This window comes from Streptomyces sp. DSM 106670 (genome assembly GCF_055792845.1).
Window position 1 is genome coordinate 7,433,845 of record NZ_CM147704.1, and the last position, 25,728, is coordinate 7,459,572.

Genomic DNA, 25,728 nt, shown 5'->3' on the forward strand with positions numbered 1-25,728 from the left:
AGCCTCCACTATCGCCGCTGCGCGGGGCGAAGCGTGCCGCCGCCCGGGCGTGCGGCCCGGACACGCCGCCCCGGCGGCCGCTGCCCCCGGCCACTCTCCGGAGTGCCGCGTGCGCGCCCCGTCTGCATGGTGCGCACCCCCGGATATGGGTGCTGCCCCCGATGGTCCCCGCGGGCCCCTCCGGACGACCATGAGGTCCAGGGCCCCGGGGGGCCCTGCCCCGTGCCGCGGTACGGGGAGCCGGGGCTTCAGGAGCCGAGAGGGTTTCCGTACCGGGAGGGAGACACCATGCCCACGTACGACGAGCGGCTGCGTGAACTCGAGGAGCAGCTGCGTCACGACGATCCCGGGTTCGCCGAGGCGATGTCCGACGGGACGCCGCGCACCCCGCGCGAGTACCGCCGCCGCAACGCCTGGCTGTGGCTCGCCGTCGGGCTCGCCGCACTGGGCATCGGCATCGCCGTGGGTCACGGCCTCCTGATCGCCGCGGGGCTCGTCGTGTCCGGCGCGGCGGCCAACCTCTTCGACCCGCAGCGCGGACGTCAGCACGGGCGGGACATCCCCACCACCCGCTGACCCGCGCACCGTTTCCCGGCGGTGCCCGCATGCACCGCCCCACCGGCCCCTTCCGGCCGGCGTCAAGGCCTCGTCCGGACTCCGGACGGGGCCTTCACGCGTTGGCCGTCGTCAGTACGCGGTACGCATGCACCGCTGCACGCATGTACGGTCCGATGTGAGGTCCGACCACATGCCCGGTGTGACATAGGCTGCATGTCCGGATCCGGCCGAGGCAGGGAGATACGGATGCCCGTCGAATGGCAGCCCGTGCAGCAGTCCCGCACCCATGAGCTCGTGCTCCGCAGCATCGAGGAACGGGTCGTCGCCGGAGAGCTCCGGGCCGGCGACCGGCTGCCGCCCGAACGGGAGCTGGCCCCGGTGCTCGGCGTCAGCCGCTCCGCCCTGCGCGAGGCGCTGCGCGTGCTGGAGACCATCGGCGTCCTGGTGGCCCAGCCCGGCCGGGGGCCCGACGCCGGGGCCCGGATCGTCCGCAACCCGGACGACGCCCTGGGCCGCCTGCTCCGCCTGCACTTCGCCCTCGGCAGCTACAGCCTCCAGGACGTCCTGGAGGCCCGGGTGATCCTGGAGCGGTCCAGCTTCGAGGCCGCCGCCTGCCACGCACCGGACGAAGACCTCGACGCGGCGGAGGAACTGGTGGCGGGCATGGCGGAGCCGGGAATCGGGGTCAGCGGCTTCAACGATCTGGACACCCGCTTCCATGTGCTCATCGCCCGCAGCTCCGGCAACGCCCTGACGTCCACGCTCACCTCCGCCGTACGCGAGTCCGTGCGACCGCTGATCCTGCGCGCCCTGGAAGCCGTCGAGGACTGGCCGGCCACGGCCCGCGCCCTCAACGCCGAGCACGAGGCCCTTCTCGCGCTGGTACGGGAAGGGAAGGGCGGGGAGGCCGCGGACCTGGTGGAACGGCATATCCGGGGGCTGCACGGGACCCTGGTGGACGAGCCCACCGCACCGTAGGAGCCCGAGAGGGCGATCCGGCCGCCGGGCGACGCCGCGTACCGCGGACACGCGGCGTCACAGACGCATGGACGTTCCCTTCCGCGGCCCGTGCCTAGTATGGTCCGACCATAGAAACATCGATCCCAAGTAAACCCGACCGGGGAGGCTCCATGCGCATCGGACTCTTCGCCACCTGTCTGGGAGACACGCTCTTCCCCGACGCGGTGCGGGCCACCGCGATCCTGCTCACGCGCCTGGGGCACGAAGTGGTGTTCCCGCCGGGGCAGACCTGCTGCGGGCAGATGCACATCAACACCGGCTACCAGCGAGAACCCGTGCCGTTGGTGCGCAACTTCGCGGACGGGTTCGGCGACGCCTCGATCGAGGCGGTCGTGATGCCGTCGGGCTCGTGCGCCGGTTCCGTACGGCACCAGCACCGGATCGTCGCCGACCGCTACGGGGACGCCGCGCTCCGCGCCGGAGTGGAGACCGTCGCCGCGAAGACGTACGAGCTCTCCGAACTCCTCGTGGACGTCCTCGGCGTCACCCGGGTCGGCGCGTACTTCCCGCACCGGGTGACGTACCACCCCACCTGCCACTCGTTGCGGATGCTCCGCGTCGGTGACAAACCGCTCCAGCTCCTGCGCGCGGTCGAGGGCATCGACCTCGTCGAGCTGCCCGGCGCCGACTCCTGCTGCGGCTTCGGCGGCACCTTCGCGCTGAAGAACGCCGAGACGTCCACCGCGATGCTCCACGACAAGACGGACAGCATCACGGCCACCGGGGCTGAGGTGTGCACCGCCGGGGACTCCTCCTGCCTGATGCACATCGGCGGCGGGCTCTCCCGGATCCGGTCCGGCACCCGCACCCTGCACCTCGCCCGGATCCTCGCCGCGACCCGCACCACGCCCGACGTCCTGACGGAGGCCTCCGTATGAGCACGTTCCTCGGCATGCCCGCCCCGCCGCCCCGCTCGCCGTACGGCACCGGAAACCTCCGCGGCGACCGGGCCTTCCCTCGCGCCGCCCACGACGAACTGGGCAACGACCAGCTCCGCCGCAACCTCGGCCGTGCCACCGGCACCATCCGCGCCAAACGGCTGAACGTCACCGGCGAACTGCCCGACTGGGAAGCCCTGCGGGACGCGGGCTCCGCCATCAAGACCGACGCCATGAACCGGCTGCCCGAACTGCTCGAAGAGCTGGAGCGTAAGGTCACCGAGCGCGGCGGCACCGTCCACTGGGCCCGCGACGCCGCCGAGGCCAACGAGATCGTCGCCCGGCTGGTGAGGGCCACCGGCAGCGACGAGGTCATCAAGGTCAAGTCCATGGCCACCCAGGAGATCGGACTCAACGAGCACCTGGAGTCGGTCGGGATCACCCCGTACGAGACCGACCTCGCCGAACTCATCGTGCAGCTCGCCCACGACAAGCCCTCGCACATCCTGGTGCCCGCGATCCACCGCAACCGGGACGAGATCCGGCAGATCTTCCTCGACCACATCCCCGGCGTCGACCCGGCACTGGACAACGTCCCCGCCCACCTCGCCGCCGCCGCGCGCGGCTACCTCCGAGAGAAGTTCCTGACCACGAAGGTCGCCGTCTCCGGCGCCAACTTCGGCATCGCCGAGACCGGCACGCTGGCCGTCGTCGAGTCCGAGGGCAACGGCCGCATGTGCCTGACCCTGCCCGAGACCCTCATCACCGTCATGGGCATCGAGAAGGTCATCCCGCGCTACCAGGACCTGGAGGTCTTCCTCCAGCTCCTGCCCCGCTCCTCCACGGGGGAGCGGATGAACCCCTACACCTCGCTGTGGACCGGCGCGACGCCCGGCGACGGACCGCGCGACTTCCATCTGGTCCTCCTCGACAACGGGCGCACCGCCGCCCTCGCCGACGCCATCGGACGCGCGGCCCTCAACTGCATCCGCTGCTCCGCCTGCCTCAACGTCTGCCCGGTGTACGAGCGGACCGGCGGCCACGCCTACGGATCGACCTACCCCGGACCGATCGGCGCGGTCCTCACCCCGCAACTGGCCGGGATGCACGCGGCGAAGGACGACCCGAACAGCTCCCTGCCGTACGCCTCCAGCCTCTGCGGAGCCTGCTTCGACGCCTGCCCGGTGAAGATCGACATTCCGTCGCTGCTGGTGGAGTTGCGCCACCAGCACACCGAACAGACCGGCGTCACACCGGAGAAGCTGGCGATGAAGGCGGCCGCCGCAGTGATGCGCCGCCCGGGTCTCTACACCACCGCGCAGAAGGCGTCCGGCCTCGGGCGTGTCATCGCGGGGCGCGACGGAACGATCGCGCGGCTGCCTCCGCCGCTGAGCGGCTGGAGCGACAGCCGCGACACCGCGGCCCCGCCCCGGCAGACCTTCCGCGCCTGGTTCGCCTCCGACGAGGGCACGGCCGCCCTGCGCGCCGCGGCCGCCGAACACGACGCCACGGCTACCGGCGGATCCGACGCCACGGCCCCCGGCGAACACGACACCGCGGCCTCCGGCGGCGGGCACGACGAGGAGGACGCGACATGAACAGCGCCGCCGGCAGCGCCCGCGACACCGTGCTGGGCCGGATCCGCGACGCCCTCGCGCTGGCCCCGACGCCCGCCGTCGTCGTCCCGCGCGCCTACCGCACCGGCCGCGCCCTGCCCGACGACGAACGCCTCGCCCTGTTCACCGACCGGCTCCTCGACTACAAGGCACGGGTCCACCCCTGTACCGCCGACCGCACCGCCGAGGTCGTCGGCGAGGTCCTGCGGGAGCACGCCGTCCGCCGCATCGGCGTGCCGGCCGGGCTCGACGCGCGCTGGCTCGCCGGGTACGACGGCGAGGTGCGGCAGGACGACGCCGACGTCACGCCCGCACAACTCGACGCCCTGGACGCCGTGGTGACGGCGTCGGCCGCCGGCTGCGCCGAGACCGGCACGATCTTCCTGGACGGTTCGCCCGGCCAGGGCCGCCGGGCGCTGTCCCTCGTCCCCGATCTGCACGTGTGCGTCGTCGACCTCTCCACGGTCGAGGTGGGCGTGCCCGAGGCGGTGGCCCGGCTGGTGCCCGAACGGCCGACGACGCTGATCAGCGGGCCGTCCGCCACCTCCGACATCGAGCTGGAGCGGGTGGAGGGCGTCCACGGGCCCCGGACGCTGATGGTGGTGATCCGTACGGACGCGTAGCCGTCGGGGCGCCGACGCTCGGCGGCGGTCAGGGGCAGCGGCGGTCAGGGAACGTCCGGCCGCCCGTGCACCACGGTCACCACCGGCACGGCCGACACAGCCGGCACCGCCGCACCGCCGAACGTGATCCGCGTCCGCGCCCCGTCCCCGGCCCAGTGCACCTCGACCGTGTCACCGGCCACCTCCACCCGGTCCACCACCCCGTCCAGCGGGTCGGTTTCCGGTGCGGCGTCCGGTGCGGCGTCCGGAGCGGCTTCCGGTTCGGCGGTGAGGGACGCCAGCGCCGCCAGGACCACCGTGCCGGTCACCTCGGCGGCGAGCCGGGGCACGGTCGCCCAGGGCGCGAACGCCGTTCCCTGCGGGGCCCGTACGTCCTCGGGCGCCTCCCAGCCCTGCAGCCCCCGCAACCGCGAGCGCACCGGGCCGCCGGGGTCGGTCGCCCAGCCCGTCAGCTCCGCCCGCGCCCCGTCCGGCGCGCCCAGCACCCGGTGCACCCGCAGCTCGTGGCGGCCCCGCGCCACGGTCACGCTCTCCACCCGCAGCCCGGGAACGGTGGACGGGCCCGCCGGGAACACCGGCAGGTGCCAGGAGGCCGCCCAGCCCCAGCCGTCGCCGTGCCCGGCCCCGAGCGGACGGATGCGCCGCCGAGCGCTGCGCGCCCCGCCGACCGTCAGCGACAGATGGTTGTCCGCCGGGTTCGCCGCGGAGGTCGGCCCGGTCACGGTGGAGTACGCGAGCCGCGCGTAGTGCGGGTCCTCGTCGGCCGCCGACTCGCCCTCGTCCGGGCGGACATGGTCGCTGCCGTGGTTGTGCAGCCGCACCACACCGTCCGCCCGCGTCGACTGCAGCAGAAGGCCCGCCGCCGGTACGGACAGCACCCGGTCGGGGCCCTCGCTCGGAGCCTCCTCCTCCGGCGACGCCCACAAAGGATGCTCGGCCGGGGCCAGCAGAGCCACGAACGCCTTCGACGCCCAATAAGGGGACGCGGGACCGGAATAGGTCTGCAGCGTCGCCGCGTGCGGGCCGTGCCAGCCAAGGCTCAGCAGCCCGTCGTTCCCGACCGCGCCGCGCTCCAGGAAGTACCGCAGCGACCCGCTGACCACCCGTCGCGACACCCCCGGGGCGAGCGGCGTGTGCCCGGTCACCGCGCCCAGCCCCACACCCGCGCTCGCCGCGAACCGGTAGGTCAGCGAACGCCCGAAGTGCAGTGGGGCCCCGTCGCCGCCGAACATCAGCGAGAAGCTCTCCAGATGCTCGCGCAGCCGCGCCCCGTGGAGCGCCGACTCCCGTGCGTCGCCCGCGAGATGGGCGTCCAGCAGCGGATACAGGTGCAGCGCCCAGCCGTTGTAGTGGTCGAAGGCGCGCCCGTCGCCGTCGGCGTACCAGCCGTCGCCCCGGTACCAGCCCGCCAGCAGCTCCAGCGCCCGCTCCCGGGCCCGTGCCGTCTCCGCGTCGCCCCGGCCCACCGACTCCAGGAACCCGGCGACGGTGTACGGGAAGAGGTACCAGTTGTTGCCCGCCGGAACGTGCCGCAGCGCGCCCCGCAGCCAGTGCTCCGCCCGGTCCCGTACGTCGGACGACAGCCGGTCCCAGAGCCAGGGCCGGGTGAGCCGCAGCCCGAGGGCCACCGACGCGGACTCCACCATGGGCTGGCCCTGCACATCGTGGTCCAGGATCAGCGGCCAGGACTCCGCGTCGTCCCGGCCCGGTGTCCGCGTACCGGCGTCGAGTCCGTCCGCGTACCGCTCCAGCAGACCGTTCGGATCCTTCCCGCCCGCCCCCGCGACCCGGAAGCCCGCCGCCAGGAACGTACGCGCGTACCCCTCCAGGCCGTCGGAGCGGACACCCGAGTGCGACGGGGGCCCGGGCAGGTCGAGCCGGGCGCCGCCCGGCGTGGCCCACTTCCAGGCGGCGTCCAGCATCCCGTCGGCAGCCGCCTCCCAGTGGGCTCGGGTGTATCCGGTGTACGGGCTCGACGCACGGTCTTCCGGGGGCAGTCCGAAGAGGGCGGCAGCGGAGGTGGTCATCCGGGAATCCTGATCGACTGATCGAAGAGGGTCAAGAGATCGATCACATGCAGGCTCAATCGATCAAACGCTCATCGAGGGGGGCGGGAGCCGGAGTGAGAGCCTCCGGGCGTCGGCCGAAACCGTTGTGCTTACCATCTTTCCCGACATGGACACCATCAGCCTCTGGCAACTGGCCGTACTCGCGGCGGCATCCACCCTCGTCGGCTTCTCCAAGACAGCCGTCAGCGGTGCCAATACGATCAGCCTCGCGGTCTTCGCGGCCGTACTCCCGGCCCGTGAATCGACCGGAGTGCTGCTCCCGATCCTGATCGCCGGCGATCTCCTCGCCGTACGCGTCTACCGCCGTCACGCCCACTGGCCCACCCTGCTCCGGCTGTTCCCCGCCGTCGCCGTGGGCGTCGTGGCGGGCACCCTGTTCATGCTGTGGGCCGACGACGCGGCGGTCCGCACCTCCATCGGCGCGATCCTGCTGTTCATGACGGGCGTCACCCTGTGGCGTCGCCGGATCGCGGAGCAGGAGGCGGGGGAGCGGAAGACGGAGAAGGAAGCCGAGACCGAGTCCGGGGCCGGGGCCGACAGCGGTGGCGAGGGCGGGGCCGGGGGCGGCACCGGTCGGACCGCCGCGCGCGGTTACGGCGTTCTCGGCGGGTTCACCACGATGGTCGCCAACGCCGGCGGCCCGGTGATGTCGCTCTATCTGCTCTCGGCCGGCTTCCGCAAGCTCGGCTTCCTCGGCACCTCGGCCTGGTTCTTCCTGATCGTGAACGTGTCCAAGGTGCCGTTCAGCGTGGGCCTCGGCCTGATCGACGCACGCTCCCTGCTGCTCGACGCGTGTCTGCTGCTGTTCGTCCTGCCCGGCGCGTACCTGGGCCGCGTGTGCGTCGACCGGATCAACCAGAAGGTCTTCGACCGGATCGTCATCGGTGCGACGGTGGCCGGCGGACTCCAACTCCTGCTGATCTGAGGCAGGCCGGCCGCACGACCGCCCGGCGGCCGCTTCAGGGAAGCAGCAGCCAGTCCGCGCCCACGGCGGCCAGCAGCCCCGCCCCCAGCAGCCAGCTGGCCAGCCGGGTACGGCCGTTCCTGCTCAGCTCGATCATCACGCCGCACAGGATGAGCGCGAGTCCGTAGACGCCGACGACCAGTACCGACGAGCGGCTCGCGATCCGCAGCCCGAGCACGACGGCCATCGCGGCCATGCCCACCGAGGAGAGGACGATCCGCAGATGCCGGGCCTGGCGCGGAGTGAGTCTCTTCCCGTCCTGACCATCCTGACCATCCTGGCTGCTCTGGCCGCCCTGACCGTCCGGGACATCGTCGAGCTCGGCCCCCTCCGCCCCCGTCTCCACGGCGGTGTCGGCTATCGGGGCGTCGGCGCCCCGGTCCTGGTCGGACTGTTCGTCGTTCGGTCCGTCCTCGCGGCCGGTCTCGCGCTCGTCCCGGCGCTGGTCCCGGTGCTGGTCCTGGTCAGAAGTGCTCATGGAGCCGGATCGTAGTAGCTGCGCGGACCTCCGGTTCCCGGACCCGGATCTTCCGCTCCCGGCCCGGCCCTCCGCTCCCGGCCCGGCCCGGCCTTCCGCCCTCGGGCCCGGCCCCGGCGCCGCCCGCCGGACTACCCCAGCAGGCGGGGCGCCTCGGCCGCCGCGTCCACCGGTGGGCCCGACTCCACCCGGACCGCCAATTCCCGTGCCCAGTCGGACAGTCCGGCGACCGCGATCCCGTGCGGCCCGGAAGCGGCGAACGGGGCGAGCGCTCCCGCGCCCCGGCGGAGCAGCCGGGCCCCGCCCTCGGTGTTGCCCCGGGCGGAATGGGTCAGCCCCACCGCGAGCTGGGCCAGCCCGCGCCAGAGCTCGCGCTCGTCCTCCGGCCCCGATTTCCAGGCGTCCTCGAAGACCTCGTGCGCATGGAACGGCATCCCCGCGTCCAGCAGCCGCTGCGCCTCCCGGAGCGTCTCCGCGGGCGTGCGGACGACCCCCTCCGGCTGTCGTTCGACGCCGGGTGTTCCGTACGGGAGGGGGCGTCCCAGTCCGTCACGGGGGCGCGCGTTGCGCGCCCGGCCCTCGGCATCACGGTCTCTGCGCGTCTCGTTCACTACTCGATTGTGCCCCGCACCTGCAAGGAATCGTGCGAACCCTGTCGGCGAGCACCCGCGCACGACTAGGCTCGACCGTCGAAGAAGACTGCCTCTTTGGGAAGGGTGGGCATGAAGCCGTCCCGTCCGTTGTACGAGCGTGAACCGGAACTCGCCGCCGCTGCCGAGGCGGTGGATGCCCTGTGCGGTGCGCAGGCCGTCGGCGGGCTTCTGGTCTTCAGCGGAGAGGCGGGGATCGGCAAGACCGCGCTGCTCGCCGAGATCCAGGCGATGGCCGCCGACCGCTGCACCGTCTGGTCCGCCCGTGGCGGCGAGACCGTCACCTCCGTACCGTTCCACGTCGTACGGCAGTTGCTGCAGCCCGCGCTCGACCAGTTCCCGCCCGACGAGACCCGGGCGCTGTTCGGCGACTGGTACGAGACCACCGCGCCGGCCCTGGGACTCGCCGAGCCGAGCGGCCCGCAGCCCGACCCGCAAGGTGTGCGCGACGGGCTGGACTTCGTCGTCGGCCGGCTCGCGTCCCGGCTCAGCCACCGGCCGCTGCTGCTCATCGTGGACGACGCGCACTGGGCCGACGGCGAATCCCTCGCCTGGCTGGCCTCGTTCACCGCTCGCCTCGGCGAACTCCCGGTCCTGGTCGTCCAGGCGCACCGCCCGCAGGAACTGGCCGAACGCGACGCCAACTACATCGCCGACCGCGAGGCCGAGCGCGGCTCCGGCGGCCAGGGCACGGTGACCCGGGTCGCCCTGCGGGCCCTGACGCCCGACGCCACCGCCGTACTGGTCCGCGCGGGCCTCGGCGACCACGCCGACGACCCGTTCTGCCGCGAGGTATGGGCGGTCACCGGAGGCAATCCGTACGAGGCGGTCGAGCTGGTCGCCAAGGTCCAGGACCGCGAACTGCCGCCCGTGGAGGAATCGGCCGGCGAACTGCGCGAGCTGGGCGCGTCCGCGCGGGGCAGCGGGCTCGTCGCCCGGCTGGAGCGGCTCGGCACGAACGCCAACCGGTTCGCCTGGGCCGCCGCGGTGCTCGGCACCGACATCTCCCAGGAGCTGGCCGCCACCCTCGCCGGAATGAGTTCGGCGGAGGCCGCCGACTGCACGGCCCGGCTGCGCGACGCCCGTATCGTCAGCGGCTTCGACCCGCTGGAGTTCGTCCACCCGCTGATCGCGACCGCCGTCTACCGCTCGATCCCGCCGGCCACCCGCACCGCCATGCACGGGCGCGCCGCCTGGGCGATCACCCGGGCCGGTCTCGGCGCCGCCGCGGCCTCCCGGCACCTGCTGGAGGTCCACCCGGACGACGACCAGGAACTGGTCGCGCAGCTGCGCGAAGCCGCCGGCCAGCACCTCGCCGTCGGCGCGCCCGAAGCGGCCCGGCGCTGTCTTGAGCGGGCCCTGGAGGAGCCGCCGCGCCCCAAGGACCGTGCCGTCCTCCTCTACGAGCTGGGCTGCGCGACGCTGCTCAGCTCCCCGCCCACCACGGTCCAGCACCTGCGCGCCGCCCTGGACATGCCGGGGCTCGACGACGGACTGCGGATCGACGCCACCTTCCGGCTCGCCGCCGCGCTCGCCCACAACAACCAGCTCAAGGACGCGGCGCTGTCGCTGGCCGCCGAGGCCGCGCGCACCGCGCCCGGCCCCGGGCTGATGCGGCTGCAGGCGGCGCACTTCATGTGGGAGGGCATGCAGGCCGCCGAGGACGACGGGCCGGCCCGCTCCCGCCGGCTCACCCGCAACGCCGACCACCTGAAGGGCCGCGACAACGGGGAGCGCGCGCTGCTCACCCTGCGGGCCTTCGACGCCATGCTGCGCGGTGAGAACGCCCAGCTCATCGTCGACCTCTGCGAACGCGCCCTGGTCGACGGCAGCCCCGCCCGGGGTCTCGGCTGGACCGACTCCGAGTGGGGCTTCGAACTGCCCACCATGGTCGGCATCACCTACACCTTCGTCGACCAGCTGGACCGCGCCGAGAGCCTCTTCGGCGAAGCGGTCCGGGCCTTCGAGATCTCCGGCTGGAGCGGCGCCCACCTGGCGTTCGCCCACACCCTGCTCGGCATGGTCCACCGCCGTCGCGGCCGCCTCGCCGAGGCCGAGGGCTTCCTGCGCGAAGGGCTCCGCCTCGCCGACCGTGTCGGCTCCGGACTGCCCGTGCACTGGGACGCGGCCTGCCTGCTCATCGACACCCTGCTGGCCCGAGGCCGCACCGACGAGGCCCGCAAGATCGCCGACCGGTACCACTTCGGCCCGCCCTACCCCAGCGCCATGGTGCTGCCGGACGGACCGTGCGTGCGGGGCCGCCTGCTGCTGGCCGAGGGCCGCAAGGAGGAGGCCATCGCCGAGCTCGAAGCGGCGGGCGCCGCACTGGAGCCGCGCGAACGCCACAACGGCATCTGGGCTCCCTGGGCCGGTGACCTGGCCCGCGCCCTGGCCGAGGACGACCCGGCCCGCGCGGCGCATCTCGCCGCCCGCAACCGGGTGCACGCCGAACGGCTCGGCACCCCCACCGCCCTGGGCGAGGCCCTGCGCTGCGTCGCCCTCTTCGCGCCCCCGGAGCGCTCCGCGCAACTGCTCGCCGAGGCGGTGGGCCACCTGGAGAAGTCCTCCTCCGCCTATGAGCACGCCCTCGCCCGGGTCGACTACGGGATCGCGATCGGATCGCACCGGGAGCTGGCCCGTGCCCAGAAGCAGGCGATGACCTGCGGAGCCGAGGGGCTGGCCGCCCGCGCCCAACAGGCACGCGCGTCGATACGGTCCTCGGAGTGAGGTAATGTTTGTCCTGCGCGGCCGCCCGGGACAACCGGGGGGAAACGCGGCGGGACGTGGCGCAGCTTGGTAGCGCACTTGACTGGGGGTCAAGGGGTCGCAGGTTCAAATCCTGTCGTCCCGACTGGAGACAGTCGCAGATCAGGGCCGGTTTCGGAGCAATCCGAGACCGGCCCTTGATCGTTGTCGGGGACCAGTTGGGGACCAACTGGAGGACCGATGGAGGACCGACGTCCTTGACCGTGTCAACGGGTCATGATGACGGGGCCCGGTGGCGAGCGCGGTGTGCCGGAGGCCGTGGAGGCGCGGATGTTCGTAGCCGAGCTTGGTGACCACGGTGTCCCAGTGGGTGGCGTCGCGCAGGGCGGCGGTGGAGATGCGTCCGCCGCGTGAGCCTGTGGACCGGCGGGCGTTCGGACTGGAGTCGGCGGACATGATGCGCTGCGCGACGAGGGGGCTGACGGCGTACGGTCCAGATTCACTGGGTGGTGTCGATGTCTCGCGGCAGCCTGAGATCTCCCCGAATTCGGCGCGACGAGTGTTTCCCTGTCAGGCGGGGCCAGCGCGCGTGGGTCGAGGAGCTCGTCCGCGTGCGCTGCCTGGAGCAGCGGCCTTCTGGTCTGTCCACCTGCTCGCGGCGGGAGACACGTCGGGCGGACTCGGGGTGGACGCGCCGGCCACGGCGTGCGGGGGAGGGTGGTCGGCCCGGCGCCTCGACGCCCGTAAGTGAGGAGGCACGATCGGCGAGGCACTCGCGCTAGCTGTCCGCGACAGTATTTCGGCCTGCCTATCGCCCTGTTGTGGCGGATTGGGGCGGGTTGATCATGCGGCCGATGGCGGGGAGCGGTCCGCGGAACTCGGTGTGGTTGGGCCGCACTCCCCGGTCCGCGTAGAGGAACGCGTTGGCGTACTCGGCCATGATTGCGCTCGTTCCTTCGACGATGTCGAATCGGCCGCCCACCCCGGCTTCCTCATGATCGACATCCCGCCCGGGAGGCGGTAGTCGCGGATGTGATCGTCATCGACGACGAGACCACTACAGATGAAGGCAGCCCGAACAGCCAGGCTGAGCCAGCAGGCGCCGACGCAGACGAAAGCTTGACGTGGGGACGTCCAGGACCGGGGGCGGCGCCAGGCGCGCTCTCAACGGGCAGGATGCGGCGGACGCGTGAACGGCTCACTGCGGCGCCTTCGGCCACGCTGCCGGAGCCAGGCAAATGCGGGGCCCACCCGGGCGGTTCGAAAGTCCCACAGCTCTCCTGTCGGTTCTCACCGCGGTCTCGTCCCGGCGGCATTCTCTTGACCCGGGCCGGCCGTGCCGCTTCGTACCCAACGTTGCGGTGATGGATACGTTCATCCCGCTCTGACAGAGCGACTTGGTCCGCCAGGTGGCGGCCGAAGGGATTTCTTCCAGGTCGTGGTGGCGCCCTGCGCCTTCGAGTGGGCCAGGACGAGGATTCCGTCGATCTCCACGATCACCTGCCCGCCCGCGTCCAGTGCTGCTCGGCCCGGCTCAGCGGTCGGGCCCGCAGCCCGCGCGCGGGGCATCAAGGACTCCGGCGTGGTGGCATTACGGTACGTCTCCGAATGGAGCCCTGTCCGTGGGGTCCAAGAACCGGAGCACGGCCCAGCCGTGGTCGGCACTCTTCTCGAACCCGGTTGTCCGGGCACCGCGATGGTCGGCGTTGATGAAAGGCCGCTGCGATAATCTGCGCAACCCTTTCCTCCAGTTTTCGCAGCGACATGAACGGAAGGCTGACGCCATGCCCCGCGCCGCTTCTCTCGCGGACGTCGCCGCAGCCGCCGGTGTGTCGGCCGCGACGGCATCGAAAGCGCTCAATGACCGCCCGCGCGTCAGCCCCGGCACCCGGGCACGTGTCGTGGCGGCAGCGGAGCGCCTTGGCTACGTTCCCCGGCACGGTGTCCGCCGCTTCAAGCTCGGTGGCACGGTCGGCATCATCGCGAGCGACCTCGCCGGAAGGTTCGCTCTGCCGATCATGATGGGAGCGGAGGACGCCTTCGGACTCGGCGCGGTCTCGATCGTGATGTGCGACGCGCGGGGCGATTCCCTTCGGGAGCGTCACCACCTGCGGGCCTTGGTCGACCGGCATGTCGACGGAATCATCGTGCTGGGCAGCGTCTCCTCGGAGCGGGCCAGCCTCGGGAGCATGTTCGATGTTCCGCTGGTCTACGCGTATGCGCCTTCCAGCGCGCCCGAGGACACCTCCGTGGACGCCGGTCACGAGCAGGCCGGCGCCCTGGCCGCTGAGCATCTTGTGCACGCAGGGGCCACCAAGGTCGGGATCATCGCGGGTGACCCCCGTGTCCGCGCGACGGCACAGCGGTCGAACGCCGCCCGCAGGCACCTTGCCGCGGCGGGCGTGGAGATCGTCGGCGGGATCGTCCACACCGGCACGTACTCCGAAACGTGGGGCCGCACCGCTGCGCGGGCGATGACCGAGCGCGCGCCCGACGTCGACGGCTTCCTCTGCGGGAACGACCAGATCGCGCGTGGAGTACTCGACGTACTGCGCGACCTCAAGTGGGACGTGCCCGGACGGGCCCGCGTGATCGGGCACGACAACTGGCTCGCCATGGCCGAGTCGACGCGGCCGACGCTCACGTCGGTCGACATGCACCTCGAACAGCTCGGCAGGCTCTCCGCGGGACTGCTGCTCCGGGCCATCGACGGCGACCCGCAGCCAGGCGTGCACCGGGTCGAGCCGAGCCTCGTGGTACGCGGCTCCACCATGCGTACAGACTGAGTTTTCCACGCCGCCTGCGAAAGAACACGCGAAATTTCGCCGGTGCGCGCTACGCGCCGGATCGGGTTCGTACGCTCTCGACCGTAAGCCGCCGGCCGGGCCGCACAGGCACGGTGACCGGCGGATACCCGGGTGACGACGTCCGCGCCGCGCAGCTGCTGACGCTGCCCGCACAGTGCCTCCAGGCACGCGTACGGCACCGCCCGCAGCGTGCCGCCGCGACACGCACCCACCGACGAGAGGTACCGACTCATGCGCCCCAACCCCATCCGGGACAAGTTCTCCGCCGGATCACCGACCATCGCGACCCGTGTGTTCCTGCCGGACCCGGCGGTCACCGAAGCGGTCGGGCAGACCGGAGTGTTCGACTACGTCGAGTTCCTGGCCGAGTACAACGCCTTCACCCTCCACGACCTCGACAACATCGGCCGCGCCGCAGAGCTGTACGGGCTGGGCACGATGATCAAACTCGACTACGAGCATGCCCACTACCTGGCCCAGCGCGCCGTCGGGTCGGGCTTCGGAGGCATCCTGTTCGCGGACATGCGAACCCGGCAGGACGTGGAGAGGGCGGTCGCGTCCGTCCGCCCGGACACCCCGGAACATGGTGGTACGTACGGTGCCGCGGCCCGCCGCAACGCCCGCCCCGACTACGGCGGCGGCCAGGAGTACATCGCGAGCGTGGCCGGGACCGTCGTCGGCGTCATGGTCGAGAAGCGGGAAAGCTTCGAGGACCTCGACTCCCTGCTGTCGGTCCCGGGCGTCGACTTCGTGCAGTGGGGGCCGACGGACTTCCGGATGAGCTCCGGCGGTACCACTTCCGAGATCGACCGGGCCCGCGACGAACTGTTCGACGCCTGCGACCGTACCGGCGTGCCGGCCAGGATCGAACTCGCCGAACTCGGCGACTTCAGCGACCTGTGCGCGCGGGGCTTTCGCCACTTCTCCCTGGGCATCGACATCGAGATGCTGTACGGCGCGTGGAAGCAGCTCGGCACCGAGGCCCGCACCATCCTGCGGGCGCCGTCGGTGGTGGTCTCATGACGTTCCGGGTCGCCTCCACCGTCGCGTTGCCCTCCGCTTCCGTGACCGGGCTCAAGGACCTGGGCGTCGACCTCGTCCCCGTCGAGAGCGTGTCCGGCATGACCGCACTGACCGGTATCGACGCGGTCATCGTCACCATCACCGACCCCGTCGGCGCCGAAGCCCTGGCCGCGCTGCGCGAAGCCGGAACGCGGCTCGTCGCGAACGTCGGCGTCGGATACAACAACATCGACGTCGCCGCGGCGACCGCGGCCGGTATCACGGTGACGAATACCCCGGACGTCCTCACCGACGCCACGGCCGACATCACCATGGCGCTCCTCCTCGACACCACCCGCAGGGTGACCGAGGGCGACCGGCTGATCCGCGGTGGAGAACCGTGGTCGTGGGCCTTCGACTTCATGTGGGGTACCTCGCTCGCCGGGAAACGCCTGGGCATCGTCGGCTACGGACGCATCGGCGAGGCAGTCGCTCACCGCGCCCGAGCCTTCGGGATGACCATCGTGTCCACCTCCCGCCGCCCGCGCACCGACCCAGCCGTCGAGTGGACCAGTCTGGACCGGCTGTTCGCCGAATCCGACGTCATCTCCCTGCACTGCCCGCTCACCGAAGACACTCGGCATCTGGTCGACGCAGCCCGCCTGAGGTCGATGAAGAGAACCGCGGTGCTCATCAACACATCGCGCGGCCCCGTCGTCGACGAGGCGGCACTCGTCGACGCACTGCGCGCCGGCACCATCGCCGCCGCGGGACTGGACGTCTACGAGCACGAGCCGCTGCTCGCCCCGGGACTCGCAGAGCTGGAGAACGTCACCCTCGCACCACACCTCGGCTCCGCGACACAGGAGACACGCGAGGCCATGGCCGACCTCGCCGTCCGCAACGTCGTCGCCCTGCGTCTGGGCACCGGCCTCCTCACCCCCGTCAACGTCTGACCGGTCGGCCGGCAGGCCGGCGGAACCGACCACCCACACAGTGAAGTGCGGAGTCATCATGACCCAACCCTCTTCGTCCGCAGTGCCCTGGTACCGGGAAGTCTCCCGCCGCCAGTGGAAGATGTTCGGCGCCTCGTGGCTGGGCTACATGCTCGACGGCTTCGATTTCGTGCTCATCACCCTCGTACTCACGGACATCTCGGAGGAGTTCGGACTCACCGGTGTCCAAGCGGCGAGCCTCGTCTCCGCCGCGTTCGTCAGCCGGTGGTTCGGCGGCCTCGCCATCGGTGCGATCGGCGACCGGTTCGGCCGCAAAGCCGCGATGATCACGAGCATCCTGTTGTTCTCGCTCGGCTCCCTCGCCTGCGCCGTCGCCCCCTCCTACGGAACCCTGTTCGCCGCCCGGCTCGTCATCGGCCTCGGCATGGCAGGCGAGTACGGCGCGAGCTCCACCTACGTCATCGAGGCGTGGCCGCAACGCCTCAAGAACAAGGCGAGCGGCTTCCTCATCTCAGGCGCCGCCATCGGCACCGTGCTCGCCGGCCAGGTCTTCCGGTTCGTCGTGCCGGAGTACGGCTGGCGCGCGCTGTTCCTCATCGGGCTCGCCCCGATCGCCCTCACCCTGTGGCTGCGCCGGAGCCTGCCCGAGCCCGAGGACTGGGAGCAGGCTCGGCGCCGCAGCTCGGCGCCGGACGCCGACGCCGCGCCGAACGTCTTCGCCGTACTGTTCAAGGGGAGGCTCCGGGCCGTCAACACGGCCACGGCGACCGTCGTGATGGTGCTGCTCACGCTCATCTTCACCGGCCGGATGAACGGCCCCGCTGTGGTCGGCTCCGCGATCCTCATCGCTGCGGTGTTCATCTCTTACATGGTGCAGTTCGGCGGGCGCCGGTGGCCGCTCATCCTCGCGGTGACGATGACCGTCCTGGCAGCCTTCCTCTACTCATGGCCCATCCAGGCCCTGCTGCCGACCTACGCGGCATCCGAACTGAACTACGACCCCGCCCAGATCTCAGGAGTGGTCTCCTTCGCCGGGTTCGGCGCGGCCGTCGGCTGCTGCGTTGCTGGATTCACCGGCGACAGGTTCGGCACCCGCCGGGCGTACGTGGGCAGCCTCATCCTGTCGCAGTTCCTCATCTTCCCCGTGTTCGCGATCGGCGGAACCCAACTCGCCGTCCTCGGAGCGCTGCTGTTCCTCCAGCAGTTGTTCGGGCAGGGCATCTCCGGTCTCCTCCCCAAGTGGATCGGCGGGTTCTTCCCGACCGAGCAGCGCGCCGCCGGCCTGGGCTTCACCTACAACGTCGGGGCCCTCGGCGGTGCGATCGCTCCCGTGCTCGGTGCCGCCATCGCCGAGAATTTCTCGCTCGGTGTGGCTCTGTCCACGCTCTCGTTCTCGCTGACCTTCGTCGTCATCCTGCTCATCGGATTCAACGTTCCCGCACGGGTGCAACGACTGATCCACCCCAACGCGTCGCTACCGACGGACTTCACCGACGAGGGACTCCTCGGCACCGACACCGCTCGCGCCGGCCGGACAACGAAAACAGCACCGTAAGCGACGAGCTCCGCTCCTCCGAAGCCGCCGACAGGCCGATCTACGGTGCGCCTCGGCTGTCACGGTCATCGGGGCCGGTGACGGCGGCGAAGGTACCAAGCACCAGCCCCAGGCTCTCACCGGGCTGAAGAACCACTGCGTGCACGATGCCCTCACCGTCGCGTTCCAGTTCGGTGCGCTGACCTTGCTGCTCGGCTGTCCGGTGTGGCGCCTCGGGGCTATTGCCCGTGGTGTCAGCGTGCGAACTTCTCGATGGCCGCCGGGGTGACGGGGGTGAAGAAGTTGACGAGGTTGCCGTCGGGGTCGCGGAACAGCAGCGACCGATTGCCCCAGGGCATCGTGGTGGGCCCGGCGACGAAGTCGGTGACGAGGCCGGTCAGGCTCCGGTGAACGCGGTCCACGTCGTCGACGAGGAACTCGGTGATCACGCTGTGGTTGTCAGCCGGACGGGCGGAGCCCGGGGCGAACAGCGGCACCGTGCGGGTGCCGCCGATCGCGAGGGTGGCGCTGTGAGTCCTGAGTTCGGCGAAGTCCTCGTTGGCCCACATCGCCTGCACTCCTGTGGCGCGCTCGTAGAACGCGACGAGGCGCGCTACGTCGCTGGTGATGATACGGATCGAGACGAAGTCCATGGGAATCTCCTTGGGCTGTGCCGGGGGCGTGCACAGCCCAAGCTAGAGGGAATAGTGGACAGAATCGGTCCTGTATCCGCGATAGGTTGTGGACATGTCTCGACCCACCGGCCGCGTGCTGACACTCCTGGAGCTGCTGCAGTCGGGCGGCATCAGGACCGTGGCCGAACTCGCCGACCGGCTCGGCGTCGAAGGGCGCACCGTGCGACGGTATGTGGACCAGCTGATCGACCTCGACATGCCCGTGGAATCGGTCCGCGGCCGCTACGGCGGGTACCGGTTGGCTCCCGGATACCGCCTGCCTCCGCTCATGTTCAGCGACGACGAGGCGCTGGCCGTGCTGCTCGGTCTGGTCGCGGGCCGGCGGGCAGGTCTGACGACGACGGAGCGCACGGCAAGCGAGACGGCATCGGCGAAGATCCGGCGGGTGCTGCCCAAGCACATCGCCCGCCGGCTCGACACCCTCCTGGAAGCTCTCGCCTTCACGGAGCAGCCCGGCGAGTTCGACACCCCGGACGCCGGGATCCTGCTCACCACCGCTGATGCGGTGCGCCACCGCCACCCTGTCTCGATCCGCTACACCGACCGTGACGGGCGGCGCAGCGAACGCACACTGCACGCGTACGGAATCGTCGCCCATGCGGGCCGGTGGTACGTCACGGGAAAGGACCCCGAGATCGGCGAGGACCGAACCTTTCGGCTCGATCGCATCACGGACGCGCGGACCCTGCCCGGCTCGTTCGAGGCACCCGTGGGACCCAGTCCGGAGCAGCGCGTGTTGTCAGGGTTCGCCACGGCCGAGTACCGGCACGAGGTGACCTTGCGGATCCACGGCACAGCCGAGCAGATCCGCACCCACCTGCCCCCCAGCGTCGCGAGCCTGGAGGAGTACGCGCCCACGGGAGGCGAGGAGCGGGCGGCCGAGCGCTGGCTGCGGGTCGAACTGCGGGCGGAGCGACTCGATTGGCTGCCTCCCGTACTCGCCTCACTCGACCGGCCGTTCGTCATCGAGCGCCCCGAGGAACTGCGCGACCTCGTCACCGCGCTGGCCGAGCGCCTCGGCTCCTACGCCCGTCACGCTTGAGTGCAGGAAACGGACGTCGCGGTCGTGCGCGCGGGTCCGGCGTCCGGACCCGCGCGCACGACCGGAGCTGCCGCGTGGTCAGCCGGTCAGCGCCCCGGTGTTGTGGACAACTCCTCCGCCGATCACTGTCGCTCCGACCGAGAGCGTGTTGATGCGGTCCGGGGCCACGGTGAGCAGATCGTCCGAGAGGACGGTGAAGTCCGCGAGCATGCCACGGGAGAGTCGGCCCTTCCGGTGTTCGGCGTGTTCGGCGTAGGCCGATCCCACCGTGTAGGCGTACAGGGCCTGTTCGGCGGTGATGGCCTCGGCGGGAGCCAGGGGCACGCCGTCGGCGGTGCGCCGGTTGACCATGTCGTGGATGCCGAGCAGCGGGCTGCCATGTGCCACTGGGGCGTCGCTGCTGCCGGGCAGGACCGCGTCGGCGTCGAGGAGGCTGCGCATGCGGTAGCAGCGTTCGGCGCGCTCGGGTCCCAGGGCGGTGATCATGCCGTCACCGATCTCGGAGATGAATCGACCCTGCGGTACGGGAATGACGCCGAGAGCCGCCAGCCGGCGGACCTGCCGGTCGGAGGCGACGGCGAAGTGCTCGATGCGGTGGCGCGCGTCCGCACGGGGATGGGCTTTCTGGGCTGCCTCGAATGCGTCCAGGACGACGCCGATGGCTGCGTCCCCGATGGCGTGCGCGGCGACCTGCCAGCTGCACCGGTGTGCCTCGGCGATCGAGTGGTGCAGCCACTCCTCGTCGAACTGGAGAAAACCGGAGTTGTCGGGGTCGTCCTCGTAGCCGCAGCACATGTGGGCGGAGCGTCCGATGAGCGAGCCGTCCGTGGCTATCTTTGTGGCCCCGATCTTCAGACGGTCGTCGCCGAATCCGGTGCGCAGACCGGTGTCGAGTCCGAACCAGGTCTCGCCGCCGCCGGCCGGTCCCGCGTCGTGCAGAGCGGTCAGGTAGGGCATCACCGTGGTGCGGATGGCCAAGGCGCCCTCCTCCACCGCGCGGTGGAAGGCGTGCAGGTCGGCGGGGCCGTGGCCGACGTGCTCGGGTGCTCCGATGCCGGGCTCGGTGAGACTGGTGATGCCTTCCGTGATCCCCTGGGCGTTCCCGGCCCGGATGGCCTCGACGATCGAGTCGATGGGAGCGGGACGGAAGGCGCGCGTCACCAGGTGCTGTGCCGTTTCCTTGAGGAGGCCGGTGGCCCGGCCATCGGCGTCGCGTTCGACGTGGCCGCCGTCGAGGTCGGGGACGCCCCTCCGGCCGCTGAACCCGGCGCGAACGAAGGCCGCTGTGCTGGCCACGCCCATGTGGCAGGAGACGTGCTCCAGCCACACGGGGCGCCCGTCGGCAGCTCTGTCCAGGGCCTCGGCCGTCGGATGGGCGCCGATCTTGTTCTGGTCGTACCCGGCTCCGAAGAGCCACTCATCGGGTCCGAGGCGGGCCGCCCGTTCGCGTACGGCGGTGTACAAGGCATCGAGGGTTGGGGCGGCCCGGGCATGCAGGTCGAGCTGGAGCAGTCGGCGGCCGCGCATGCTCAGGTGGTGGTGGGCGTCGTTGAAGCCGGGAACGGCAGGCGCACCGTGCAGGTCGTGGACACGCTCGGAGGTGCATCCGGCGAGGTCGTCGTCGAGGCCGGCCACTCGGCCGTCGATGACTCCCAGGGTGTGGGCGGTGGGCCGGTCCTGATCCAGTGTGGTGAAGCGGCCGTTGATGAACAGTGCGTCCAGGTGCATGAGGGTCCTCGTGGAGGCGGGGTGGTGCGGCGGGGTCAGGCGACGGTCGGTCGTTCCTCGGCCGCACGCTCCTCGGTCGTGGGCGAGTCATCGTGTGCGGTCCGGTGGCGGGCCAGCGCCACCACACAGACCGTGGTGAGCAGCAGAAGCGTGATGTAGTAGCCGACCACCGGCCAGTGCCCCCCTCCGCGGGTGAGGAGCCACTGAGCGATCAGCGGGGTGGAGCCGCCGATGATGGTGCTGCAGAGCTGGTAGGCGAGCGATACGCCGGTGTAGCGCACCCGGACGGGGAAAGCCTGGGCCAGGAAGCCGGCGAGCAGGGCGTAGTAGCTACAGCCGGTCAGCACGCCGAGGGCGAGCCCGATACCGATCAGGGTGCTGTTACGGGTGGCGATCAGCAGGAACATCGGCACGGCGACCACGATGTTGGCGATCAGCGCCCCCGCCATGAGCCGGACGGTGCCCACCCGCTGGGCGAGTAGGGCGGCCAGCGGCTGCCACAGGAACTGCAGGACGGCGAGGACCAGCAGGATGTCGAGCATGGTCTGCCGGTGTACGCCGAGGTCGCTGGTGGCCCAGGACAGGACGAAGGTGTTGGTGAAGTAGGCGGAGGAGATGCCCATCGCGCTGGCGCCGACGCCGAGGAGGACCAGCGGCCATGACGTGCGGAACAGTTCGACCACGGGGATTTTCGCCGTGGCGCCCTGTCGCTCCTTGGCGGCCTCGAATTCGGGGGATTCGGTGACCCGTAGACGGATGACGAGTCCGATGGCGACCAGGAGGGCGGAGAGCAGAAAGGGGACGCGCCAGCCCCACGACATGAAGGCGGCGTCGGGCAGGTTCCCCACGGCGATGAAGACGAGGGTGGCCAGGATGGAGCCGGCCGGTGATCCCTGTTGCACCCACATGCCGGCGAGCCCGCGGCGCCCCTTTTCCGTGTTCTCGGTGGCCATCAGCACGGCACCGCCCCACTCGCCGCCGACTGCGATGCCCTGGAGGGCACGGAGCAGCACCAGCAGGATGGGTGCGGCGACGCCGATGGCGGCGTAGGTGGGCAGCAGTCCGATGAGTGTGGTGGCGGTGCCCATCAGCATCAAGGTGGCCACCAGGACGTTCTTGCGTCCCACCCGGTCGCCGATGTGACCGAAGATCAGGCCGCCGAGGGGACGGGCGAGGAAGCCGACCCAGAAGGTGGCGAAGGCGGCCAGGGTGCCGGCGGCGGGGCTGACTCCGGGGAAGAAGACCTTGCCGAACACCAGGGCGGTTGCGGTGCCGTAGATGTAGAAGTCGTACCACTCCACGGCGGTCCCGATGAAGGAGGCGGTGGTCGCCCGTCTGGCCTGACGGCGGCCCGGGGAAGGCATGGTCTGGTGCATGGTGAACTCCGGAGGATGAGCGGCGGTACCGGCGGATGTCGGCCTGTGCGCGGCGGTGGTAGTGGCGGGTCAGTCCGCCTCCGACCGCGACGCTGCGGGTGCCGTTCGAACGACGTTGTCCGGTCCGTCACAGTCTCGTGGTGCTCTCGCCATACAGTCCAGTTCCTTCTAAGCTGCACTGCCATACGTTCGAGGCATGACGGAGTCGCCATGGAACTACGCGTACTGCGCTACTTTCTCGCTGTGGTCGACACCGGTTCGATGACGGCAGCGGCCGCGCGGGTACGGGTGGCGCAGCCATCCGTCTCCCGGCAGCTGCGAGCCCTGGAGCGGGAGCTGGGAGCGGAGCTGCTGAGGCGAACCACCTCAGGGGTGCAGCTCACAGCGGCCGGTCGGCGTTTCGTCCCCGTCGCACGCGATCTCACGCTCCGCGCGGCCCGGGGCACCGAACTCCTGCGCACGGTCTCCGGGCAGAGTTCCCAGCCGTTCCGTGTGGCCTGCCCCGCCTCCACCATCACCCACGTCGTGGCACCGTTCGTCGCCGAACTCGGCGGCCCTTTCTCCGACGCCCGAGGATGTGAACCGGATCAGGTCTGGGACCGCCTACGGGCCGGTGAGGTCGACATCGGCATCTCCACCAGCCCGCCGCCGGGCAGCATGACAGCCCGGCGGCTCGGCGAGGGACGTCGGCTCACCGTACAGATGCCTCCGGCGCATCCCCTGGCCGGAGCGGCAGGACCGGAGGCGGACAGCGGCACCGGCCTGGAACTGGAGGCCCTGCTGAACCACCCGGTGATCGTCAGCAGCCGGACCAGTGCCGTACGTCGCGCCCTCGACACGGCGCTGTACGAACAGGGAATCCCTCTGAGCCCGGCCTTCGAAGCACACTCTGAGGCGATGGCACAGGCCCTGGCCGCCGCAGGCCGCGGCGTCTGCGTCGTCGTCGACCACCCGCAGTTCGACCTGTACGACCGCCCCCTGGCCGCCGAGGGCCGCCCGCTGACCATCTCCCTCTACGCGGGGTGGGACCCCGACCACTACGCCCGCGCCGAGATCAAGGCCGCCATGTCCGAACTCTCCGACTGGCTCACGGCCAACGACGGCGGAAGGAAACCGGGCAGCCGCCCAGAACCACCACCGGTAGAAGGCAACTGACACGAAGCGCCTCACCCGGCCCAGCGCATTCTTCGCACGCCGGTCCCTGCTGCGCACTGCCATCCGCAAGCGCAGGGCCGACCGGCCCCAGCGGATCGCGGCCCGCATCGCTGGCTCGCTGTGACGGAGCAAAGGGGGGAGGGGAAGGGCCGCATTCCGACACCGTCGCCCCCGGAGGCAAGGCCATGGTCGTCAAGCTGCTGCATGCGAAGGGCCTGTAGACCGACCGCGCCCGCACGGCGGCGTTCGTCTCGATCGGTCCGTCCGCCATGCGGTGGTACGGGTCGCTCAAGGGCGAGCCCGCCGGTACGGCGCGGGCCGACCGGTGGGGCAGCATCGTGGGCGAATGGGCGCCGACCTTCTGCGCGCCCGGCCTGGCCCTGGCGAACTGCGGACGCGACCACGTCTGACGGCCGACGCGGTGGAGACCCGTCCGCTGCCCTCGTGGCCCTGGCAGGATCGCCGGCCTTTCGGCAACGCGCAAGGTCACGCAGGGGATTTCGAGGCCCGGGACCGGTGGCTCATGGTGAGGATCGCGTCCACCAGCCGGCTCGGGAGGTGTCGTGTGAGGGGGACGATGAAGGCGGCGTCCGTACCGAGGGTGTAGCGAGCGCGCGGGCGGGGCGTGGTCGCCATCCTGGCGATCTTGGCTCCCGCCTCCGCCGCCGGCAGAGCGTGTTGGAGAAAGGCTGTGTTGGACGCCACGGTCGCGTTGACGAGGTGGCTGTAGAGACGCTGGTGTTCGGTGCTCATCGCGGCGGCCAGTTCGAGAGACAGGTCGCCGCTGCGGGCGGCCATATCGGTCCGGACGCCGCCGGGCTGGACGACGACCACCTGCACTCCCTGCGCCGAGACCTCACGGCGCAGGGAGTCGCTGGCGGCTTCGAGGGCGAACTTGGTTCCCGCGTACGCCCCGAAGACGGGCAGTGCGGCCACCCCGCCCACGGAGCTGATGTTGACGATCCTGCCCCGGCTCCGCCGCAGGAAGGGCAGGAGCTTCTGGATGACGGCGATGTGGCCGAAGAGGTTCACCTCGAACTGCTCGCGCCACAGAGCAAGAGGGAGCACCTCGACGGGGGCGTTGATCTCGATCCCCGCGTTGTTGACCAGGACGCGCAGGACGCGCCGTTCGGGGTCGTCGGAGATCCGCCGGGCCAGGGCGTCGAGGTGTTCCGGGACGGTGATGTCCAAGGTGACCGGTTCGATGCCGTCGGCCCGGACGACGTCGGCCTCGCTGTCGGTGCGTACCCCGGCGAGGACGTGGTAGCCCATCGCGGCGAGAGCCTGCGCCGTCGCGGCTCCGATGCCCGACGAGGCACCGGATACGACGGCGAGTTCGTCCCGATTCCGGGGGTTCTTCCGCTGGCTTTTCCGCGCGTTTTTCGATGGGCGGAGCACGGAGACGGGTCCTTTCACGAGGCCGGGGGCGTGGATGCGCCCAGGGGGAAGCGCGAGCCGGTCAGTTTCGCCGGTCCCTCCCACAGCCGTAGTGCCACCGGGCTGCCGTGCGGCGTGCAGGGTGGGCAGGGCACCCTCGACGGCGAACAGGAGGTTGGTCGAACGGGAATGCGACAGGCCCCGTTGGGCCGGTAGGGCCTTCGTTCCCACCGGAGGTCGGAGAAGGCCGGGGATCCGATCCGGTGCCCGAGCGAGGCCACCGTGACGCCCCGCTCCCTGATGTGCGGGAGGAGCAGGTTCGTCAGGTGGAAGTGGTCCGGGCGGGCGGTCCGGAACCGCGATGCGAATCCGTCCGCGGTCCGGGAGAGCGGCCGCAGAAAGAGACCTGCGTTGTTGACCAGCACGTCGAAGGGGCCGGGGAGACCGTGGGTGGAGGTCCGTACGGAGGAGAGGTCGGCGAGAGGGAATCTGGA

The 25,728-nt window shown here is 71.3% G+C and carries 21 protein-coding genes and 1 tRNA gene; 15 read left to right on the forward strand and 7 right to left on the reverse strand.

All coding sequences use genetic code 11. The annotated features are described in order from the left end of the window. Positions 1–288: 288 nt before the first annotated feature. From ACSMXR_RS32905 to ACSMXR_RS32925, 5 genes are all read left to right on the forward strand, one after another. Entirely contained in the window at positions 289–576 is a 288-nt protein-coding gene (locus ACSMXR_RS32905; protein WP_137228443.1) for a DUF3040 domain-containing protein, read from the forward strand. A gap of 228 nt (positions 577–804) precedes the next feature. Next, complete coding sequence (locus tag ACSMXR_RS32910; protein WP_137228441.1) at positions 805–1,536, forward strand: FadR/GntR family transcriptional regulator; 732 nt, start codon at positions 805–807, stop codon at positions 1,534–1,536. 152 nt (positions 1,537–1,688) lie between these two features. Beyond that, the gene (locus tag ACSMXR_RS32915; RefSeq protein WP_381793005.1) at positions 1,689–2,456 is read left to right on the forward strand and encodes a (Fe-S)-binding protein; all 768 of its coding nucleotides are present in this window, start codon (positions 1,689–1,691) and stop codon (positions 2,454–2,456) included. Then, the gene (locus tag ACSMXR_RS32920) at positions 2,453–4,054 is read left to right on the forward strand and encodes a lactate utilization protein B (RefSeq protein WP_473170563.1); all 1,602 of its coding nucleotides are present in this window, start codon (positions 2,453–2,455) and stop codon (positions 4,052–4,054) included. The genes ACSMXR_RS32915 and ACSMXR_RS32920 overlap by 4 nt, the downstream gene beginning before the upstream one ends. After that, the gene (locus tag ACSMXR_RS32925) at positions 4,051–4,695 is read left to right on the forward strand and encodes a LutC/YkgG family protein (protein WP_473170564.1); all 645 of its coding nucleotides are present in this window, start codon (positions 4,051–4,053) and stop codon (positions 4,693–4,695) included. The genes ACSMXR_RS32920 and ACSMXR_RS32925 overlap by 4 nt, the downstream gene beginning before the upstream one ends. A 44-nt stretch (positions 4,696–4,739) precedes the next feature. Here the strand turns inward: ACSMXR_RS32925 and ACSMXR_RS32930 are convergent, their stop codons facing one another. After that, entirely contained in the window at positions 4,740–6,722 is a 1,983-nt protein-coding gene (locus ACSMXR_RS32930) for a DUF2264 domain-containing protein (protein WP_473170565.1), read from the reverse strand. Positions 6,723–6,870: 148 nt separating this feature from the next. Between ACSMXR_RS32930 and ACSMXR_RS32935 the strand changes: the two genes are divergently transcribed. After that, on the forward strand, positions 6,871–7,689 hold the full coding sequence (locus ACSMXR_RS32935; protein ID WP_473170566.1) for a sulfite exporter TauE/SafE family protein: 819 nt from the start codon (positions 6,871–6,873) through the stop codon (positions 7,687–7,689). A gap of 34 nt (positions 7,690–7,723) precedes the next feature. Here the strand turns inward: ACSMXR_RS32935 and ACSMXR_RS32940 are convergent, their stop codons facing one another. Continuing rightward, on the reverse strand, positions 7,724–8,206 hold the full coding sequence (locus ACSMXR_RS32940; protein WP_473170567.1) for a hypothetical protein: 483 nt from the start codon (positions 8,204–8,206) through the stop codon (positions 7,724–7,726). A gap of 131 nt (positions 8,207–8,337) precedes the next feature. Further along, a complete protein-coding gene (locus tag ACSMXR_RS32945) occupies positions 8,338–8,817 on the reverse strand; it encodes a DUF309 domain-containing protein (protein WP_137228429.1) in 480 nt (159 codons plus the stop codon). A gap of 111 nt (positions 8,818–8,928) precedes the next feature. On the opposite strand from ACSMXR_RS32945, the gene ACSMXR_RS32950 reads away from it, so the two are divergent. The 6 genes from ACSMXR_RS32950 (at position 8,929) to ACSMXR_RS32975 (ending at position 17,882) form a co-directional block, all read left to right on the forward strand. After that, positions 8,929–11,583 carry an ATP-binding protein gene (locus ACSMXR_RS32950; RefSeq protein ID WP_381908961.1) on the forward strand — a complete coding sequence of 885 codons (2,655 nt, stop codon included), beginning with the start codon at positions 8,929–8,931 and terminating at the stop codon, positions 11,581–11,583. Between the two features lie 50 nt (positions 11,584–11,633). Then, positions 11,634–11,707: transfer RNA gene (locus ACSMXR_RS32955), tRNA-Pro, on the forward strand. Between the two features lie 1,477 nt (positions 11,708–13,184). Continuing rightward, the gene (locus ACSMXR_RS32960; RefSeq protein WP_473170568.1) at positions 13,185–14,348 is read left to right on the forward strand and encodes a LacI family DNA-binding transcriptional regulator; all 1,164 of its coding nucleotides are present in this window, start codon (positions 13,185–13,187) and stop codon (positions 14,346–14,348) included. Between the two features lie 252 nt (positions 14,349–14,600). Continuing rightward, entirely contained in the window at positions 14,601–15,392 is a 792-nt protein-coding gene (locus ACSMXR_RS32965) for an aldolase/citrate lyase family protein (RefSeq protein ID WP_381848275.1), read from the forward strand. Next, complete coding sequence (locus tag ACSMXR_RS32970) at positions 15,389–16,327, forward strand: 2-hydroxyacid dehydrogenase (RefSeq protein WP_137228419.1); 939 nt, start codon at positions 15,389–15,391, stop codon at positions 16,325–16,327. Before ACSMXR_RS32965 ends, ACSMXR_RS32970 begins: the two co-directional genes overlap by 4 nt. A 58-nt stretch (positions 16,328–16,385) precedes the next feature. Next, positions 16,386–17,882 (forward strand): sialate:H+ symport family MFS transporter, encoded by a 1,497-nt coding sequence (locus ACSMXR_RS32975; protein ID WP_473170569.1) that lies wholly within the window; start codon positions 16,386–16,388, stop codon positions 17,880–17,882. 233 nt (positions 17,883–18,115) lie between these two features. On the opposite strand, the gene ACSMXR_RS32980 is transcribed toward ACSMXR_RS32975, so the two are convergent. Further along, positions 18,116–18,514 carry a VOC family protein gene (locus ACSMXR_RS32980; RefSeq protein WP_137228415.1) on the reverse strand — a complete coding sequence of 133 codons (399 nt, stop codon included), beginning with the start codon at positions 18,512–18,514 and terminating at the stop codon, positions 18,116–18,118. 94 nt (positions 18,515–18,608) lie between these two features. On the opposite strand from ACSMXR_RS32980, the gene ACSMXR_RS32985 reads away from it, so the two are divergent. Beyond that, positions 18,609–19,598 (forward strand): helix-turn-helix transcriptional regulator, encoded by a 990-nt coding sequence (locus ACSMXR_RS32985; protein WP_137228413.1) that lies wholly within the window; start codon positions 18,609–18,611, stop codon positions 19,596–19,598. A 78-nt stretch (positions 19,599–19,676) separates the two neighbouring features. On the opposite strand, the gene ACSMXR_RS32990 is transcribed toward ACSMXR_RS32985, so the two are convergent. Beyond that, positions 19,677–21,326 carry an amidohydrolase gene (locus ACSMXR_RS32990; RefSeq protein WP_403303590.1) on the reverse strand — a complete coding sequence of 550 codons (1,650 nt, stop codon included), beginning with the start codon at positions 21,324–21,326 and terminating at the stop codon, positions 19,677–19,679. Positions 21,327–21,361: 35 nt separating this feature from the next. Then, positions 21,362–22,702, reverse strand: a complete 1,341-nt coding sequence (locus tag ACSMXR_RS32995; protein WP_381848263.1) for an MFS transporter — start codon at positions 22,700–22,702, stop codon at positions 21,362–21,364. A gap of 210 nt (positions 22,703–22,912) precedes the next feature. Between ACSMXR_RS32995 and ACSMXR_RS33000 the strand changes: the two genes are divergently transcribed. Together ACSMXR_RS33000 and ACSMXR_RS33005 are read left to right on the forward strand one after the other, a co-directional pair. Beyond that, positions 22,913–23,857: a LysR family transcriptional regulator gene (locus ACSMXR_RS33000; RefSeq protein ID WP_170994385.1), complete on the forward strand. Its 945-nt coding sequence runs from the start codon at positions 22,913–22,915 to the stop codon at positions 23,855–23,857. A 269-nt stretch (positions 23,858–24,126) separates the two neighbouring features. Further along, positions 24,127–24,267 carry a hypothetical protein gene (locus ACSMXR_RS33005; protein ID WP_240805770.1) on the forward strand — a complete coding sequence of 47 codons (141 nt, stop codon included), beginning with the start codon at positions 24,127–24,129 and terminating at the stop codon, positions 24,265–24,267. 76 nt (positions 24,268–24,343) lie between these two features. Here the strand turns inward: ACSMXR_RS33005 and ACSMXR_RS33010 are convergent, their stop codons facing one another. Further along, entirely contained in the window at positions 24,344–25,255 is a 912-nt protein-coding gene (locus ACSMXR_RS33010; RefSeq protein WP_473170570.1) for an SDR family NAD(P)-dependent oxidoreductase, read from the reverse strand. Positions 25,256–25,728 lie beyond the last annotated feature (473 nt).